Source organism: Pseudomonas benzenivorans (assembly GCF_033547155.1).
In the GTDB taxonomy this organism is placed as follows: Bacteria; Pseudomonadota; Gammaproteobacteria; order Pseudomonadales; family Pseudomonadaceae; genus Aquipseudomonas; species Aquipseudomonas benzenivorans_B.
Genome location: NZ_CP137892.1, coordinates 4316051 through 4331056 on the forward strand (window position 1 = coordinate 4316051; position 15006 = coordinate 4331056).

Here is a 15006-nt window from a genome sequence, read left to right on the forward strand (position 1 = left end):
CGGCGTGCGGCGGCGGGCAGTGTAGGCGCGGCCGGAACAGGACAAAAAAGAATAAAAAATTATTTATTTATGCAATTTCGCTTATTCCGTAGCGCGTTGCGTGGCGCAATCTTATATATCCAAAAACCATATATATGTTCTTAAATATTATTTTTAGGAATAACGAATCCTGCCTAGCATCCGCTCCACGTTCAGCCCAACGGCTGGTCCGCAACCCACCGCAACCTGAGCACTGCCGCCGAGGAGGCACCCGATGAAGCCGCACAGCAGCTACCGATGTCGCCGGCGAATGTGGCGCTGAGCGCCCCGCCCCATCCCCCTGCATCGACATCACTTTCCTGCTCAGGAGCTGCACCATGTCCATTCGCCGTTTCGCCCTGGCCGCCCTCGCCAGCGCCCTGATCGCCGGCCCAGCCGCCGCCAGCCAGACCCTGCTCAACGTGTCCTACGACCCGACCCGCGAGCTCTACACCGAGTACAACCAGGCATTCAACCGTCACTGGCAGGCCCTGGGCCACGAGGCGGTGCAGGTTCAGCAGTCCCACGGCGGCTCGGGCAAACAGGCCCGGGCGGTGATCGACGGCCTGCGGGCCGACGTGGTGACCCTGGCCCTGGCCGGCGACATCGACGAGCTCCATCGCCTCGGCAAGCTGCTGCCCGAGGACTGGCAGAGCCGCCTGCCCCAGGCCAGCACGCCCTACACCTCGACCATCGTGTTCCTAGTGCGCAAGGGTAATCCCAAGCAGATCAAGGACTGGGACGACCTGGTCAAGCCGGGCGTGGAGGTGATCACCCCCAATCCCAAGACCAGCGGCGGCGCGCGCTGGAACTTCCTCGCCGCCTGGGCCTTCGCCCAGCGTCACTACGGCAGCGAGGCGCAGGCCCAGGCCTTCGTCGAGAAGCTGTACCGGAACGTGCCGGTGCTCGACAGCGGTGCCCGCGCCTCGACCATCACCTTCGTCAACAACCAGATCGGCGACGTGCTGCTGGCCTGGGAGAACGAGGCGCACCTGGCACTGCGGGAGCAAGGCGGCGAGCAGTTCGAGATCATCGCCCCCTCGCTGTCGATTCTCGCCGAGCCGCCGGTGGCGGTGGTCGACAAGAACGTCGAGCGCAAGGGCAACCGCGAAGTCGCCGAGGCCTACCTGAACTACCTGTACAGCGCCGAAGGCCAGCGCATCGCCGCGAAGCACTTCTACCGCCCGCGTGACCCGGCGGTGGCCGCCGAGTTCGCCAGGCAGTTCGCCGACCTCGAGCTGGTCACGGTCGAGGGCGAGTTCGGCGGCTGGAAGCGCGCGCAGCCGAAGTTCTTCAACGACGGCGGGGTGTTCGACCAGATCTACCAGGTGCAGTGAACTCACTGAGCAAACCGAGGCTGGGTGCAGGCGCGTAGCGCCTATACCCACCGCAACAGAGCGGTGCGCGCGGCGCACCCTACCCTGACTCACCTGAAGGCATTCGCCATGCACCGCCGCACTTCCCCCGTGATTCCCGGCTTCGGCCTGACCCTGGGCTACACCCTGGTGTACCTCAGCCTGCTGGTGCTGATTCCCCTGGCCGCGCTGTTCCTGCATGCCGCCCAGCTGAGCTGGGGCGAGTTCTGGGCCATAGTCACCGCCCCCCGGGTGCTGGCCGCGCTCAAACTCAGTTTCGCCACCGCCCTGGGCGCCGCCCTGCTCAACGGCGTGATCGGCGCCCTGCTGGCCTGGGTGCTGGTGCGCTACCGCTTCGCCGGGCGCAAGCTGATCGAGGCGATGATCGACCTGCCCTTCGCCCTGCCCACCGCGGTGGCCGGCATCGCCCTGACCGCGCTGTACGCGCCGAACGGGCCGATCGGCCAGTGGGCTGCCGAGCTGGGCCTGAAGATCGCCTACACGCCGCTGGGCATCACCCTGGCGCTGACCTTCGTCACCCTGCCGTTCGTGGTGCGCACCCTGCAGCCGGTGCTGGCCGACATCCCCCGCGAGGTCGAGGAGGCCGCCGCCTGCCTCGGCGCCCGGCCGCTGCAGGTGCTGCGCCACGTGCTGCTGCCGGCCCTGCTGCCGGCCTGGCTGACCGGCTTCTCCCTGGCCCTGGCACGCGGCGTCGGCGAGTACGGCTCGGTGATCTTCATCGCCGGCAACATGCCGGGCAAGACCGAGATCCTGCCGCTGCTGATCATGGTCAAGCTCGACCAGTACGACTACACCGGCGCCACCGCCATCGGCGTGCAGATGCTGCTGGTCTCCTTCATCCTGCTGCTGGCGATCAATCTGCTGCAGCGTCGTCTGGCCCGCGCCTGAGGAAGCCAAGATGTCCACTGCCACCCTGATCCTCGCGCCGGCCAGTGCCGCGCGCCGCGACCCGGCCTGGGGCCGCCGCCTGCTGATCGGCGCCGCCTGGCTGGTGTTCGCCCTGTTCCTCCTGCTGCCGCTGCTGGTGGTGCTGAGCGAGGCGCTCAAGCAGGGCCTGGGGCCCTTCTTCAGCGCGGTGCTGGAGCCCGACGCCCTGGCCGCCCTGCGCCTGACCCTGCTCGCCGTGGGCATCGCCGTGCCGCTCAACCTGGTGTTCGGCGTGGCCGCCGCCTGGTGCGTGAGCAAGTACCAGTTCCGCGGCAAGAGCCTGCTGGTGACCCTGATCGACCTGCCGTTCTCGGTCTCGCCGGTGCTCGCCGGGCTGATCTACGTGCTGCTGTTCGGCGCCCACGGCTGGTTCGGCGACTGGCTGGCCGAACACGACATCCAGATCATCTTCGCCCTGCCCGGCATCGTCCTGGCGACCATCTTCGTCACCCTGCCCTTCGTCGCCCGCGAGCTGATCCCGCTGATGCAGGAGCAGGGCACCCAGGAGGAGGAGGCGGCGCGCCTGCTCGGCGCCAGCGGCTGGCAGATGTTCTGCCACGTGACCCTGCCGAACATCCGCTGGGGCCTGATCTACGGCGTGGTGCTCTGTACCGCCCGGGCCATGGGCGAGTTCGGCGCGGTGTCGGTGGTCTCCGGGCATATCCGTGGCTACACCAACACCCTGCCGCTGCACGTCGAGATTCTCTACAACGAATACAACCATGTCGCCGCCTTCGGCGTCGCCAGCCTGCTGCTCGCGCTGGCCCTGCTGATCCTGCTGCTCAAGCAGTGGAGCGAATCGCGCCTCGAGCGCCAGCAATCCCGTACCGGCGAGGAATAAGCCATGAGCATCGAAGTCAGCCACATCAACAAGCGCTTCGGCGCCTTCCAGGCCCTCAGCGACATCAACCTGGACATCCGCAGCGGCGAGCTGGTGGCCCTGCTCGGCCCCTCCGGCTGCGGCAAGACCAGCCTGCTGCGCATCATCGCCGGCCTGGAGACCCCGGACAGCGGCCGCATCGCCTTCCACGGCGAAGACGTCGGCGCCCGCGATGTGCGCGAGCGCAACGTCGGCTTCGTGTTCCAGCACTACGCGCTGTTCCGCCACATGACGGTATTCGACAACGTCGCCTTCGGCCTGCGCATGAAGCCGAAGAAGCAGCGCCCGGGCGAGGCGCAGATCGCCCAGCGGGTCCACGAGCTGCTCGAGCTGGTGCAGCTGGACTGGCTGGCCGAGCGCTACCCCGAGCAGCTGTCCGGCGGCCAGCGCCAACGCATCGCCCTGGCCCGCGCCCTGGCGGTGGAGCCCAAGGTGCTGCTGCTCGACGAGCCGTTCGGCGCCCTCGACGCCAAGGTGCGCAAGGAACTGCGCCGCGCTCTGGCGCGCCTGCACGAGCAGGTGCACCTGACCAGCGTGTTCGTCACCCACGACCAGGAGGAGGCGATGGAGGTGGCCGACCGCATCGTGGTGATGAACAAGGGCGTGGTCGAGCAGATCGGCACCCCGGCCGAGGTCTACCAGCAGCCGGCCAGCGACTTCGTCTACCAATTCCTCGGCGACGCCAACCGTCTGCTGCTCTCCGGCGACCAGCCACTGCTGTTCCGCCCCCACGAGATCTCGCTGTCGCAGCAGGCCGAGGCCGGCCACCTGGCGGCCGAGGTGCGCGACATCCGCCCGCTCGGCGCCATCACCCGGGTGACCCTGAGGGTCGCCAGCCAGGCCGAACCGATCGAGGCGGAAGTGGCCAGGGACCACGCCAGCCTGCAGCGGCTGGTGCGGGGCGCCACCCTGTACTTCCAGCCGCGCATCGCCCAGGCGTCGGCCCTCGGCTGAGGCCGCCGGGCCGCGACGCCAGCGCACCCGCCGAACGGCCGGGCCAACCGCAAGGGGGCCTGGCCGCGTGGCTGGGCGGCGTCTTTCCGACGAAATCACTCTTTCGGGTCATGCCCATAGCCAGCCCTGGCGGTACTCTTGCGAACGGGGCCTGCCACGGCCCCCAGTTCCGCACTGCTCACAACAACAACAAGGAGCACCCCGGATGCGCTTCGAGTCGCTACTCAGACCGCTATTGCTCTGGACGCTTGGCGTCCTCGTCAGCCTGCCACCACTGGCCGTCGCCGAGGCGGCGAGCCCCCAGGTCCAGGCCCAGGCCTATGCCAGCCGCGCCACCAGCAGCCTGCTGCTGCTGCGCGGCGAGGGCTTCCAGAACAGCCACCGGCAACGCCTGGAGAACGACATCCAGACCCTCGCCGCCGCCGTGCAGAGCCTGCCGCAGAGCAGCGACGCCCTGCGCGCCAGCCACCTGGAGCTTGTTACCCAGCTGCGCCGCGGCGTTTCCTTTGGCCCCAGCGAGGACAACGTGCCCTGGGGCTATCCCCAGGAGCTGGCCAAGGCGCTGCGCGAGTTCCTGCATGCCGCGCGCCAGCTAGCGCACGCCGGTGACAGCGAGCTGTCGGCCAAGGTCGAGTACCTCGCCGTGCAGTACCTCAGCCGTTCCTACATCGGCAGCTTCGAGATCGCCCGCGAGCAGCCGGACACCTACCTCGGCCAGGACGAACGCCTGCTGGTGCCGGCGGTCGACCAGGAGCTGGCGACGCTGGATGCCAAGGCCGATCCGGCCCTGACCAAGCTCAGGGTGCGCTGGGAATACCTCAAGGCCGCCCTGAGCGACATGAACAGCAAGAGCAACACCCTGCAGAGTGTGTCCGGTCGACCCTTCGCACCCATCACCGTGGACCGCCACAGCCGCGCCCTGACCCAGCAGTGGATGGCGCAGAGCCGCTGAAGCACGCCGCCGGATCAGAAGTGGTGAATGCCCCGTCTTCGTGGACGGGGACGGCCAAGGAGCCGTGCCGCGAGGCGTGGACTCGCCCCCGCCGGATCGGGGTATGAGCAACGGCGATGAATACCTGCACACCACCCGTTTATGCGCACACGGCGCCCTCGACCCATCCCAAGGCATCACGGGGCCTAGACTGGAGAGCATCCCGCACGAAAACTGCCCGGGGTGATCCCGACCACCTTCTTGAACGCCCGAGTCATATGGCTCTGGTCGAAGAAGCCACAAGCGAGGGCGGCATCGGCAATGCTCACACCGGCACGCAGCAGGCGCTGAACCTGGGCAACCCTGATCTGGATCAGGTAACTGTGGGGCGATACACCCAGGCTCTTCTTGAACACCCGGATCAGATACAGCGGCTCCAGGCCCACCATATCGGCCAGTAGCGCCAGGGAAATCGGCGCGTCGAAGTCGTCTTCGAGCCTGCGCCGCACGCTCCGCACCGCCTGTTTCTCGAACGCAGCGACCGGTGAGTGGCTCGCACCTTTGCACTCGAAGAGCTGGCTCACCAACTCAAGCAAAAGGTTTTCCCGCTCCAGGCCACACTGGGACGACTCGATGACCTGGTGATGGCGCACAAAGGTATCGGCGAGCGCCGGCAACTGCTCGAAGGCCTCCCTGAATAAATGGATGTGATCACCGGCCTGACTCGGCCTCAGTATCCGGTTGAGCCACTGCGGGTCCAGATACAACATGCGGTACATCCAGCCCCGCTCATGAGCGGGCAAGCCATCGTGGATCTCCCCCGGACTGATGGTCACCACGGTGCCCGCCCCGCCCAAGCAATAGCGACCACGGTAGTACAGGCGCTCCACGCCGCCGGTGATGACCCCAACGGCGTAGCGGTCATGGGAATGGCGCCCGAACGTATGGTAGCTAAAGCGCGCCGAGAGCAGCTCGCAATCGCCCTCGGGTATTCGCCTGAACCTGATGAAGCCGCTGTCCAGAGCGGCTCGCTTCTTGCCTTGCTGTGCGTCCATGCTTGTCCAGTTTTTTACAATACGCCGCGAGAACGGCCGCCTACTTTAGCGCTTCATTCACAACCTGAGCGAGTAAGTGCGATGTCCGTGAAGTTGGTAATTGGCGATTTCGGCAAGTCTTCCTGGTCGTTCCGTGCCTGGCTGGCACTCGTGAGCGCAGATGTGTCGTTCCAAACCTTGCAGATCCGGCTCGGGCAACCGGACACCCACCAGCGCATCCTCGCGCACTCACCCTCGGGCAAAGTCCCCGCCTTGCTGGTCGACGACATCGTCATCCACGACAGCCTGGCCATCTGCGAATACATCGCCGAAACCCACCCTCACGCCCAACTCTGGCCCGAGGACACTCGCCTACGCGCCAAAGCCCGCGCCGCAGCAGCGGAGATGCACTCCGGTTTCACCCATCTACGCACGCAGATGTCGTTCGGACTGAACACCGGGGACCAAGTCGATGAGCTGCAAGAGCAGACCCGGGAAGAGATCCAACGCATCTTCGCGATCTGGAGCGACCTGCTCGCGGCAAGCCAATCGCCCACATTCCTCTGCGGCAACTTCGGCATCGTCGATGCCATGTTCGTGCCCGTGGTATTTCGCTTCCGTCGCTACGGCATCGAAATCCCGCCTCATCTGCAGACCTATGTCGACAACGTACTGGCCCACCCCGCCGTCCAGCAGTGGCTGAAACTGGCCAGTCGGCAGGTCTGAGCCTCGCTTGCCAAGCAACGAGCCAGGTCGCGAGAACACATCGAGCCTTCTGCTGGATCGACAGCCTAATCCGCTCAGGGCGGGGCTCGATGTCACCACTGGCGACGGGCTGCTGCGTCTGCGCCGGCTGATCCGCGAGTACGGCATCCTGCCGATGCAGCGACGACATCCGGGCAGGCTGTGGCCGTGCCGGCACCTTCGACCAGAGGCCCATGCAAACTGGGCCAGACCGCATCTTCGATGCCATGGCTCAGATCCTAGGCAAGGCATCTGAGGCCCGCGAAAACAGGGAGTCATCAATGCCGTCGCCTATGTCGACTAACAGCAACCGAGCGATCCTTGAACTGACCATCGGTGGGCTGATGCTCAGTCTTTCGGCCTTGGCCGTCGCCTTTGCCCAGATCGGGGCCGGTGGCGCCGGTTTCTACCGGATGTTGTTCGCCTCGGTCCTGTTCTTGCTGCTGCTCAAACTGCGCCGCACTCCGGTCATGCTCAAGGGCCTCAAGGCCCAGTTGTATACCGCGCTTGCCGGCGTGTTCCTGGCCATCGACCTGGCGCTCTGGCACCAGAGCATTTACATCGTAGGCCCCGGCATCGGCTCGATCCTGACCAACTGTCAGGTGTTCTTCATGACCTTCCTGGGGTTCTATCTGCTCAAGGAAAGACCATCAGTGTATTTCCTCATCTCGATCAGCCTGGCCTTCATTGGGCTGTACCTGTTGCTAATGCCGGAGATGAGCGATGCCATCGGGGTCAAAGGGGTGGTGTACGGGGTACTCTCGGGGCTGGCCTATGCCATCTGTGTGTACTTCCTCAAGGTCAACGCCCAGTTGCCGAACGGAGGTGGCGACAAGATCGCCCAGATGCTCAACCTGAGCCTGTGGGCGGCGCTGGTACTGCTCGGCTACGCCTTGGCCAACGACGAAAGCCTGGCCATCAACGATGGTCAGACCTTCCTGATGCTGGTGATCTATGGGGTGCTGGTGCAATTCGTCGGCTGGCTGCTGGTCAACCGCTCGATCGGCACCATCAGCCTGGGACTGGCCGGGCTGATCCTGCTGCTGGAGCCAATAATCACTTATTTCATCGATATCGCCTGGCTCGGCAAGGCCAACTCGACCTTGCAGATCTGTGGCGCCCTGCTGAGCATCCTGGCGGTGTATATCGGCTCGCTCAAGCCACCGGAAAAGACGAACCCGGCACTGCTCGAAACGACCTGAAGAGCGCCTCGACCACCGCCCAAGATGACCTTTGGTATTGACCCAGTGATACCGAAGGCCAAGTGGCCAGGCGGCAGCGCCTCACGACTCAGGGCGAGTGGCTTGGCGTAGGTACGCCTCGTAGCGATGACGCCCTGTAGCGACCCGCGCGACCAAGCGAGCGGCTCGATCTATTCACGCTGCAAGCGAATGCCGACGGTCTGGTCGTGCCGGCCAAGCGCCGGGGACGCACCCATGCCTGGAGTGAGTGCGCCCAGAGGCTGCTCATGCATCACGACCGACTGACGCAGATCGCCGAAGCCTAGGTCAGGCCCCGCTCGGCCCCGTCCGGATACGGGTCGGCCCGGCGCGCTCGACCACCGCCCGCTCCAGTTCGCGGCGCAGGCCGAGGAGGAAGGCCGCCTCGGCCACCACGAACAGCGGCCCGATCGCCAGCCCCATGAGGTCGTCGACGAAGGCCGGCTTGCGCCCCTCGTAATGGTGGCCGACGAACTGAATGACCCAGCCGACCACGAACAGCCCCAGGCCCGCGCTCAGCCACAGCGCCGTGCCCTGGGCCGCCAGCGCCATGCCGGCCCACAGGCACAGCCCCAGCAGGGCGGCCATCAGCAGGCCGAAACGCAGGTCCAGGCGCAGGTAGAAGGCCGCGGCCAGCAGCGCCGCCAGGGTCGCCGGCGACAACCACAGGCCGGCCAACGCCAGGCCCGGCCGCGACAGCAGCACCGCGACCGCGAGGACGATCAGCGGGATGCCGATGAAGTGGCTGGCGATATTGCGCCGGTCGCGGTGGTAGGCGGCGTACTGGCTCAGGTATTCGACCAGGGTCTTCATCGGGCTTGTCCTCGTGGCGGGCGGGTCGGATGATGATGGTCCCGGCCCACCGCGTCCCTCTGTCGGCTAGCCGACAAATCAACGGAGATCGCCGATGAACGATGCCCAGCGCGCCCGCCTGCGGGGCGGCCACTGGTTCGCCGCCCTGCCCGAGGCCCTGCAGCAGGCCCTGCTGGCCGCCGCCCGGGAGCAGCGCCTGGAGGCCGGGCAGCGCCTGTTCCGCCGCGGAGACCCGCCCAGCGGGCTGTACGCGGTGCTGGAAGGGGCCATGCGCGTCGGCGCGGTCAGCCCCGACGGCAAGGAGGCGCTGCTGACCCTGATCGAGCCGCCCTACTGGTTCGGCGAGATCTCCCTGTTCGACGGCCAGCCGCGTACCCACGACGCCTTCGCCGAGTGCCCCAGCACCCTGTTGCTGGTGCCCCAGGCCGAGCTGCTGGCCCTGCTCGAACGCGAGCCGCGCTACTGGCGCGACTTCGCCCTGCTGATGAGCCAGAAGCTGCGCCTGGCGTTTATCGCCCTGGAGGAGATGAGCCTGCTGCCGGCCGCGCCGCGCCTGGCCCGACGCCTGCTGCTGATCGCCGAGAATTACGGCGAGGGCGAGCCACGTCGGGTCATCCACCTGGCCCAGGAGCAGCTGGCCCTGATGCTGGCGATCTCGCGGCAGACCACCAACCAGATCCTCAAGGAGCTGGAGGCCCAGGGCATCCTGCGCCTGAGCTACGGCGAGATCGAGCTGCTCGACCTGCCGCGCCTGCGCCAGGCGGCGCGCTGAGCCGCGGGCGCTGCCACAAGCGGAAACAATGCCGGAGCGAACGCCCGCCCCGGGCCATGGTCTATCCCCATTCCCCCAGGAGCCCCAGCCCGATGCCGACACAGCCGCCCAGCGCCGCCCCCTCCAACGCCTTGCCGGCGGTGCTGGCCGGCCCCCTGCTGCGCCGCCTGGAGCCCCAGCGCCTGGTGCTCTGGCTGGTCGGCTCGCGGGCGCTGTCGCTGCGCCTGTGCCTGTGCCATGGCGGCGCGGAGCAAAGCGACTACCCGTTGGACGAACGCCACTGCCGGGTGCTGCAGGTCGGCGAGCACGCCTTCGTCCACCTGATCGACCTGCGCCTCAACGCGCCGCTGCCGCAGGACGTGCGGATCGACTACGACCTGCTGATCGAAGGCGACGGGCCCGCGCAGGGCATCGCCGAGTGGGCGCCGCACCTGCTGTACGACGGCACCGAACAGCCGAACTTCGTCCTGCGTACGCGCCTCGACCATTTGCTCCACGGCTCCTGCCGCAAGCCGCACCACGCCGCGGCCGACGGCCTGCTGTGCGCCGACCGCCTGCTGGCCGAGCAGCCGGCGCCCGAACAGCGCCCGGCGCTGCTGCTGATGAGCGGCGACCAGATCTACGCCGACGACGTCGCCGGGCCCATGCTGTGCGCCATCCACCAGCTGATCGCGCGCCTGGGGCTGTTCGGCGAACGCCTGGAAGGCGCCCTGGTCGACGACAGCGACGCCCTCTACGGCCATGCGGTCGGCTACTACCAACGCAGCGAACTGCTGCCGGAACTGCAGAGCAACGTCGGCCTGCGCGAGCGCTTCTTCGGCGGGGTCAGGAAGCCGATCTTCACCACCAGCAGCGCCGACAACCACCTGGTGACCCTGGCCGAGGTGCTGGCCATGTACCTGCTGGCCTGGTCGCCGACGCCCTGGACCCTGCTCGGCAGCGGCCGGCCGGCCCTGGATGCCGAGCGGGCGCGGCGCTACGAGGACGAGCGGGGCCGTATCGAGGCGTTCCGCGACGGCCTCGGCGGCGTCGCCCGCGCCCTGGCCCACCTGCCGACCCTGATGATCTTCGACGACCACGACGTCACCGACGACTGGAACCTCTCGGCGCAGTGGGAGGAAACCGCCTACGGCCACCCCTTCTCCCGGCGCATCATCGGCAACGCCCTGATCGGCTACCTGCTGTGCCAGGGCTGGGGCAACGACCCGGACGTGTTCGCCGATGCGCTGGAGCAATTCCAGGCCATGGCCGCCGGACGCGACGGGCGCAACCAGCTGGACGGCGCCGCCCAGGACGCCCTGATCGACCGCCTGCTGCACTTCCACCACTGGCACTACGTGCTGCCGACCGAGCCGGCGCTGCTGGTGCTGGACACCCGCACCCGGCGCTGGCGCAGCGAGCGCCACCCCCAGCGGCCGTCCGGGCTGCTCGACTGGGAGGGCCTGTGCGAGCTGCAGCAGGCGCTGCTCGACCACCCGGCGGCGATCATCGTGTCGCCGGCGCCGATCTTCGGGGTCAAGCTGATCGAGGCGGTGCAGCGGCTCTTCACCTGGTGCGGCTACCCGCTGCTGGTCGATGCGGAGAACTGGATGGCCCATCGCGGCGCCGCCCGGGTGATCCTCAACATCTTCCGCCACTCGCGCACCCCGGGTTGCTACGTGGTGCTGTCCGGCGACGTGCACTACTCCTTCGTCTACCGGGTGCTGATCCGCCACCGCAAGAGCGCCCCGCAGATCTGGCAGATCACCAGCAGCGGCCTGAAGAACGAGTTCCCGCGGCGCCTGCTGGACTGGTTCGACCGCCTCAACCGCTGGCTCTACTCGCCGCGCTCGCCGCTCAACTGGCTGACCAAGCGCCGGCGCATGCAGGTGGTGCCACTGATCCCCAGCCGCAGCAAAGCCGGCGAGCGCCTGTGGAACGGCGCGGGCCTGGGCCAGGTGCGTTTCGACGAGCGCGGCCGGCCGAGCGAGATTCTCCAGCACAACGCCGACGGCTCGGCGCCGGTCGGCTTCGTCGAGGATCGCGACGCCGCCCAGCGCGCGGCCCAGCAGGCGCAGGCCGGCCGCACGCTGGCGGCCGGCGACAAGTCCGCGCGCTAGACCGGCCATTTATAGGGGCGAAGTGGCACGGCCTGTTAGGTTCTGTACGAAAAGTACTGCCGTAGGCATCGCAGCGTGCAAGCCAGCGTGACCATCGCGCCAAAACTTCTGGCGAGCTTGTCGTAGCGGGTGCCGATTCTCCGGCTCTCTTTCAGCCAGCCAAACATCCGCTCGATGATGTTCCGTTGCCGGTATTTCGGGCGATCAAATAGCCGAGGTAGTCCTGGCTTGGGTTTGCGCTTCATGGTGCGCTGCGGAATCACTGGCTGCATGCGGTAGCGGTCGCAGTACTGGCGCAGATGCTCGGCGTCGTAACCTTTGTCGGCCAGTAACCAACGACAACGCTTGCGAGGCCGTCCCGACTTTCCGGGGATACGCACCTGCTCCAAGAGCGGCTGAGCATGTGCAATGTCGCTGGCTTGCCCCGGTGTCAGCATGAAGCGAAGAGGTATCCCATTGGCATCGCAGATCAGGTGAATCTTGGTAGTCAGGCCGCCTCGGCTACGTCCCAAGGCATGGTCTACCGGTTCTTCTGGCCCCCCTTTTTCCCGGCGCCAGAAGAGGCTCGGGTTGCGCGCACCGCGGTGGAGTCGATCATCCACGTATCCAAATCAATCAGGCCTTCCTGATTCAACCGGACGTGCAATCGCTCAAGTACTCGCTCAAACGTGCCATCGTCTCGCCAGTCACGGAACCGTTGATACACCGTTGACCACGGGCCGAAACGTTCCGGCAGATCACGCCAGGCGGCTCCCGAGCAGAGGATCCAGAAGATGCCGTTGAGCACCAGCCGATCATCACTGCGAGGCCGGCCCATCTTCTGTTCCGGGGAAACCAGATCCTTGATCAACTCCCAGGCCGCATCCGGGAGTTCGTAGCGCCTTGCCATGTGGGCCTCCAGCCAATCATGGCGATGATTCTACCTGCACCGACTTTTCGTACAGAACCTAAGGGGCATGGCAATAAGTGCGGCCAGGAAGCAAAGGCAGAGATCGACCCGAAGCGGCCGGTGAAAACCAACAAGTTCGTGATCTGTCCCCGATTGCTCCCTACTTCGAGCCGAAGGCATGTCTGTGCTGGCTGTTACACAGAAGGGGATCGAAACCGAGGCAGATCGAGCACTACCGGCGCAAAGCCACTATGGCATGCTAGGATCGGCGCACATCTAACCAGGGAAGGCGTAATGAAGGCACTAATTGATGTGACACCGACTGCCGAGCAGTTGGCTCTGTTCTCACGCAACGGTCCTGGAGTGGAGATCATTCGTGGGGCAGCGGGTAGCGGGAAAACCACTACCGCACTTCTCAAACTTCGATCTCTGGCCGCGTTTTTTATCAATCGAGCTCGGCGTCAGGACAACCCTGACCCAGTGAGTGTCTTGGTGCTGACGTACAATCGCACTTTGCGCGGCTACATCAACGAACTCACGCAACAGCAGCTGCACGAAGAGCCTCTCATCCACCTGGAAATTCAGACCTTTAACTCTTGGGCAAGGAGCCTTGTCCCACCAAGATTCATGATCATGGGTATTGAGGAATCGATGCAGGCCCTGAGAAGCTTCTCTGGTGCTATGAGGCTGGACTCTCAATTTGTCGTAGAAGAAGCCTCATACGTGCTTGGCCGATTTCTACCGGATGATCTTGACGAATATTTAGGCGCACGCCGGGACGGTCGTGGCATCGCGCCTCGAATGGAGCGGTCAACCAGGCAGCTCTTACTTGACACCGTCATCCGCCCTTACATCCAGCTCAAGCGAAACAACCAGCTCCTAGACTGGAATGACCTCGCAATTCAGCTTGCTAGTGAACAGGTGCGTGAGTATTCAGTCATTGTCGTTGACGAGAGCCAGGATTTTTCTGCCAATGAGGTTCGGGCGGTACTGAACCAGCGCGCTGAGCATGCGTCGACCACCTTCGTTCTGGACAGCGCGCAGAAAATATATGCCCGAAACTTCATCTGGCCTGAGGTAGGCGTCACTGTCACCTCTGGGAGAAGCAGTACTCTTCAGACGAACTACAGAAACACGAAGCAGATCGCTCGCTTTGCGGCTGCACTGCTCGAAGGGTTAGCACTGGATGACAACGGGACTATGCCCAATTACGACAGTGCAATTTCTGAGGGGGAATTGCCGTGTGTGTTGACTGGGCCATACCAGAATCAGGTTCGTTTTGCCTTGAGCTACATCCAGGAAAATGTGGATCTGACACTAGACTCGGTAGCGTTTCTACATCCCAAGGGGTGGTTCAGAGATTTGACCCCAGAACTTGATCGCCTCGAAATGCCTTGGGTATCACTGACAGGAACACCAGATTGGCCACAGGGCAGTCAGAACATTGCGCTGTGCACACTTCACTCAAGTAAAGGTCTTGAGTTCGACCACATCATCATGCTCGGTCTGGATGGAAGTATCGTCGACGTACGCCCCCCGGATGACGACGCTGAGGATTATGAGCCATCTGCAAGATTGCGCCGGCTGATCGCGATGGGGGTAGGTCGTGCCAGAAAGAGCGTGATTATCGGCTTTAAAAGGAATGACGCCCCCGACATCATCCGGTTTTTCGGAGAGGGGCTATACCAAGGAGTTGACGTATGAGCGTAGAGAGGGTTGTCGCGAGTCGGGCTATCGAATCGATCGTTCATTTCACTACGAACCGAGGCTCGTTAGGTGTGTTCGCGACTGGCGCTTTACAGTCCCGGCAACGGCTCAATGTAGATGCTCAATTGAAGCATATCTTTCAGCCCAACGCCGCCTATCGAGGCAAGGATGCGGACTGGCTTGACTACGCGAATCTATCGATCACTCATATCAACTCCGAATTCTTCAGAACAGCCTCCAATAATTGGCACAGGGAGCGGGGATTTTTCTGGTGCATTCTGGATTTCTCGCCACAGATCCTGAGTCATGAAGGTGTCTGGTTCACAACGACCAATAACATCTACACCGGCGTCAGGCGTGGACAAGGGCCAGATGGACTGGAGGCCGCGTTCCAGAACCCTGTAACACTCTGGGACGGAAAGATGGCGCGGCGCTCGCCAAATCAGCCCGCGAACCGGACAACCTGCCCACAGGCGGAAGTGCTTTACCCTGTCGGCGTATCCACGGAATACTTGCAGCGAATCTACGTCAGAACTGAATCCGAGAGTGATGAATTGGCTGCGCAGATGTCTGCTGTTGGCCATAGAGAAGTGACGGTCGTGGTCAACCCCGACCTGTTCGTAGAAATCAGGTGAAAACCCA

The 15006-nt window shown here is 64.8% G+C and carries 14 protein-coding genes; 11 read left to right on the top strand and 3 right to left on the bottom strand.

The genetic code is table 11. The annotated features are described in order from the left end of the window. Positions 1–356 precede the first annotated feature (356 nt). The 5 genes from SBP02_RS19950 to SBP02_RS19970 all read left to right on the top strand — a co-directional run bounded on the left by SBP02_RS19950 (position 357) and on the right by SBP02_RS19970 (position 5107). Positions 357–1355 (top strand): sulfate ABC transporter substrate-binding protein, encoded by a 999-nt coding sequence (locus tag SBP02_RS19950; protein WP_318644139.1) that lies wholly within the window; start codon positions 357–359, stop codon positions 1353–1355. 108 nt (positions 1356–1463) lie between these two features. Beyond that, positions 1464–2282 carry a sulfate ABC transporter permease subunit CysT gene (gene cysT / locus SBP02_RS19955; protein WP_318644140.1) on the top strand — a complete coding sequence of 273 codons (819 nt, stop codon included), beginning with the start codon at positions 1464–1466 and terminating at the stop codon, positions 2280–2282. 10 nt (positions 2283–2292) lie between these two features. Next, entirely contained in the window at positions 2293–3162 is an 870-nt protein-coding gene (gene cysW, locus SBP02_RS19960) for a sulfate ABC transporter permease subunit CysW (RefSeq protein ID WP_318644141.1), read from the top strand. Between the two features lie 3 nt (positions 3163–3165). Then, positions 3166–4155: a sulfate/molybdate ABC transporter ATP-binding protein gene (locus SBP02_RS19965; protein WP_318644142.1), complete on the top strand. Its 990-nt coding sequence runs from the start codon at positions 3166–3168 to the stop codon at positions 4153–4155. Positions 4156–4360: 205 nt separating this feature from the next. Beyond that, positions 4361–5107: a hypothetical protein gene (locus SBP02_RS19970; protein WP_318644143.1), complete on the top strand. Its 747-nt coding sequence runs from the start codon at positions 4361–4363 to the stop codon at positions 5105–5107. A gap of 185 nt (positions 5108–5292) precedes the next feature. Here SBP02_RS19970 and SBP02_RS19975 read toward each other — a convergent pair whose 3' ends face one another. Continuing rightward, a complete protein-coding gene (locus SBP02_RS19975; RefSeq protein WP_318644144.1) occupies positions 5293–6141 on the bottom strand; it encodes a helix-turn-helix transcriptional regulator in 849 nt (282 codons plus the stop codon). An 81-nt stretch (positions 6142–6222) separates the two neighbouring features. Here SBP02_RS19975 and SBP02_RS19980 point away from each other — a divergent pair, with 81 nt between their 5' ends. Both SBP02_RS19980 and SBP02_RS19985 read left to right on the top strand, forming a co-directional pair. Continuing rightward, on the top strand, positions 6223–6846 hold the full coding sequence (locus tag SBP02_RS19980; protein ID WP_318644145.1) for a glutathione S-transferase family protein: 624 nt from the start codon (positions 6223–6225) through the stop codon (positions 6844–6846). Positions 6847–7157: 311 nt separating this feature from the next. After that, positions 7158–8066, top strand: coding sequence for a DMT family transporter (locus SBP02_RS19985; RefSeq protein ID WP_318646387.1), 909 nt, complete (start codon positions 7158–7160; stop codon positions 8064–8066). A gap of 306 nt (positions 8067–8372) precedes the next feature. Here the strand turns inward: SBP02_RS19985 and SBP02_RS19990 are convergent, their stop codons facing one another. Further along, positions 8373–8897 carry an Mpo1 family 2-hydroxy fatty acid dioxygenase gene (locus SBP02_RS19990; RefSeq protein WP_318644146.1) on the bottom strand — a complete coding sequence of 175 codons (525 nt, stop codon included), beginning with the start codon at positions 8895–8897 and terminating at the stop codon, positions 8373–8375. 94 nt (positions 8898–8991) lie between these two features. Between SBP02_RS19990 and SBP02_RS19995 the strand changes: the two genes are divergently transcribed. Both SBP02_RS19995 and SBP02_RS20000 read left to right on the top strand, forming a co-directional pair. Next, complete coding sequence (locus tag SBP02_RS19995; RefSeq protein ID WP_318644147.1) at positions 8992–9669, top strand: Crp/Fnr family transcriptional regulator; 678 nt, start codon at positions 8992–8994, stop codon at positions 9667–9669. Positions 9670–9761: 92 nt separating this feature from the next. Continuing rightward, positions 9762–11768 (top strand): alkaline phosphatase D family protein, encoded by a 2007-nt coding sequence (locus SBP02_RS20000; RefSeq protein WP_318644148.1) that lies wholly within the window; start codon positions 9762–9764, stop codon positions 11766–11768. A 35-nt stretch (positions 11769–11803) separates the two neighbouring features. On the opposite strand, the gene SBP02_RS20005 is transcribed toward SBP02_RS20000, so the two are convergent. Further along, a protein-coding gene (locus tag SBP02_RS20005; protein WP_318643868.1) for an IS5 family transposase occupies positions 11804–12657 on the bottom strand; the annotation gives its coding sequence in 2 pieces (ribosomal slippage) (positions 11804–12315 and positions 12315–12657; 855 coding nt in all). 294 nt (positions 12658–12951) lie between these two features. On the opposite strand from SBP02_RS20005, the gene SBP02_RS20010 reads away from it, so the two are divergent. Continuing rightward, a complete protein-coding gene (locus SBP02_RS20010) occupies positions 12952–14361 on the top strand; it encodes a UvrD-helicase domain-containing protein (protein ID WP_318644149.1) in 1410 nt (469 codons plus the stop codon). Beyond that, the gene (locus SBP02_RS20015; protein WP_318644150.1) at positions 14358–14999 is read left to right on the top strand and encodes a DarT ssDNA thymidine ADP-ribosyltransferase family protein; all 642 of its coding nucleotides are present in this window, start codon (positions 14358–14360) and stop codon (positions 14997–14999) included. The genes SBP02_RS20010 and SBP02_RS20015 overlap by 4 nt, the downstream gene beginning before the upstream one ends. Positions 15000–15006: the final 7 nt, after the last annotated feature.

Bases quoted from the DNA above. Each gene is read 5' to 3' on its own strand.
- SBP02_RS19970 (WP_318644143.1), top strand. From the start codon at position 4,361: ATGCGCTTCGAGTCGCTACTCAGACCGCTATTGCTCTGGACGCTTGGC.
- SBP02_RS20000 (WP_318644148.1), top strand. From the start codon at position 9,762: ATGCCGACACAGCCGCCCAGCGCCGCCCCCTCCAACGCCTTGCCGGCG.
- SBP02_RS19975 (WP_318644144.1), bottom strand. From the start codon at position 6,141: ATGGACGCACAGCAAGGCAAGAAGCGAGCCGCTCTGGACAGCGGCTTC.
- SBP02_RS20015 (WP_318644150.1), top strand. From the start codon at position 14,358: ATGAGCGTAGAGAGGGTTGTCGCGAGTCGGGCTATCGAATCGATCGTT.
- SBP02_RS19950 (WP_318644139.1), top strand. From the start codon at position 357: ATGTCCATTCGCCGTTTCGCCCTGGCCGCCCTCGCCAGCGCCCTGATC.
- SBP02_RS19965 (WP_318644142.1), top strand. From the start codon at position 3,166: ATGAGCATCGAAGTCAGCCACATCAACAAGCGCTTCGGCGCCTTCCAG.
- SBP02_RS19985 (WP_318646387.1), top strand. From the start codon at position 7,158: ATGTCGACTAACAGCAACCGAGCGATCCTTGAACTGACCATCGGTGGG.
- SBP02_RS19980 (WP_318644145.1), top strand. From the start codon at position 6,223: ATGTCCGTGAAGTTGGTAATTGGCGATTTCGGCAAGTCTTCCTGGTCG.
- cysW (WP_318644141.1), top strand. From the start codon at position 2,293: ATGTCCACTGCCACCCTGATCCTCGCGCCGGCCAGTGCCGCGCGCCGC.
- cysT (WP_318644140.1), top strand. From the start codon at position 1,464: ATGCACCGCCGCACTTCCCCCGTGATTCCCGGCTTCGGCCTGACCCTG.
- SBP02_RS20010 (WP_318644149.1), top strand. From the start codon at position 12,952: ATGAAGGCACTAATTGATGTGACACCGACTGCCGAGCAGTTGGCTCTG.
- SBP02_RS19990 (WP_318644146.1), bottom strand. From the start codon at position 8,897: ATGAAGACCCTGGTCGAATACCTGAGCCAGTACGCCGCCTACCACCGC.
- SBP02_RS19995 (WP_318644147.1), top strand. From the start codon at position 8,992: ATGAACGATGCCCAGCGCGCCCGCCTGCGGGGCGGCCACTGGTTCGCC.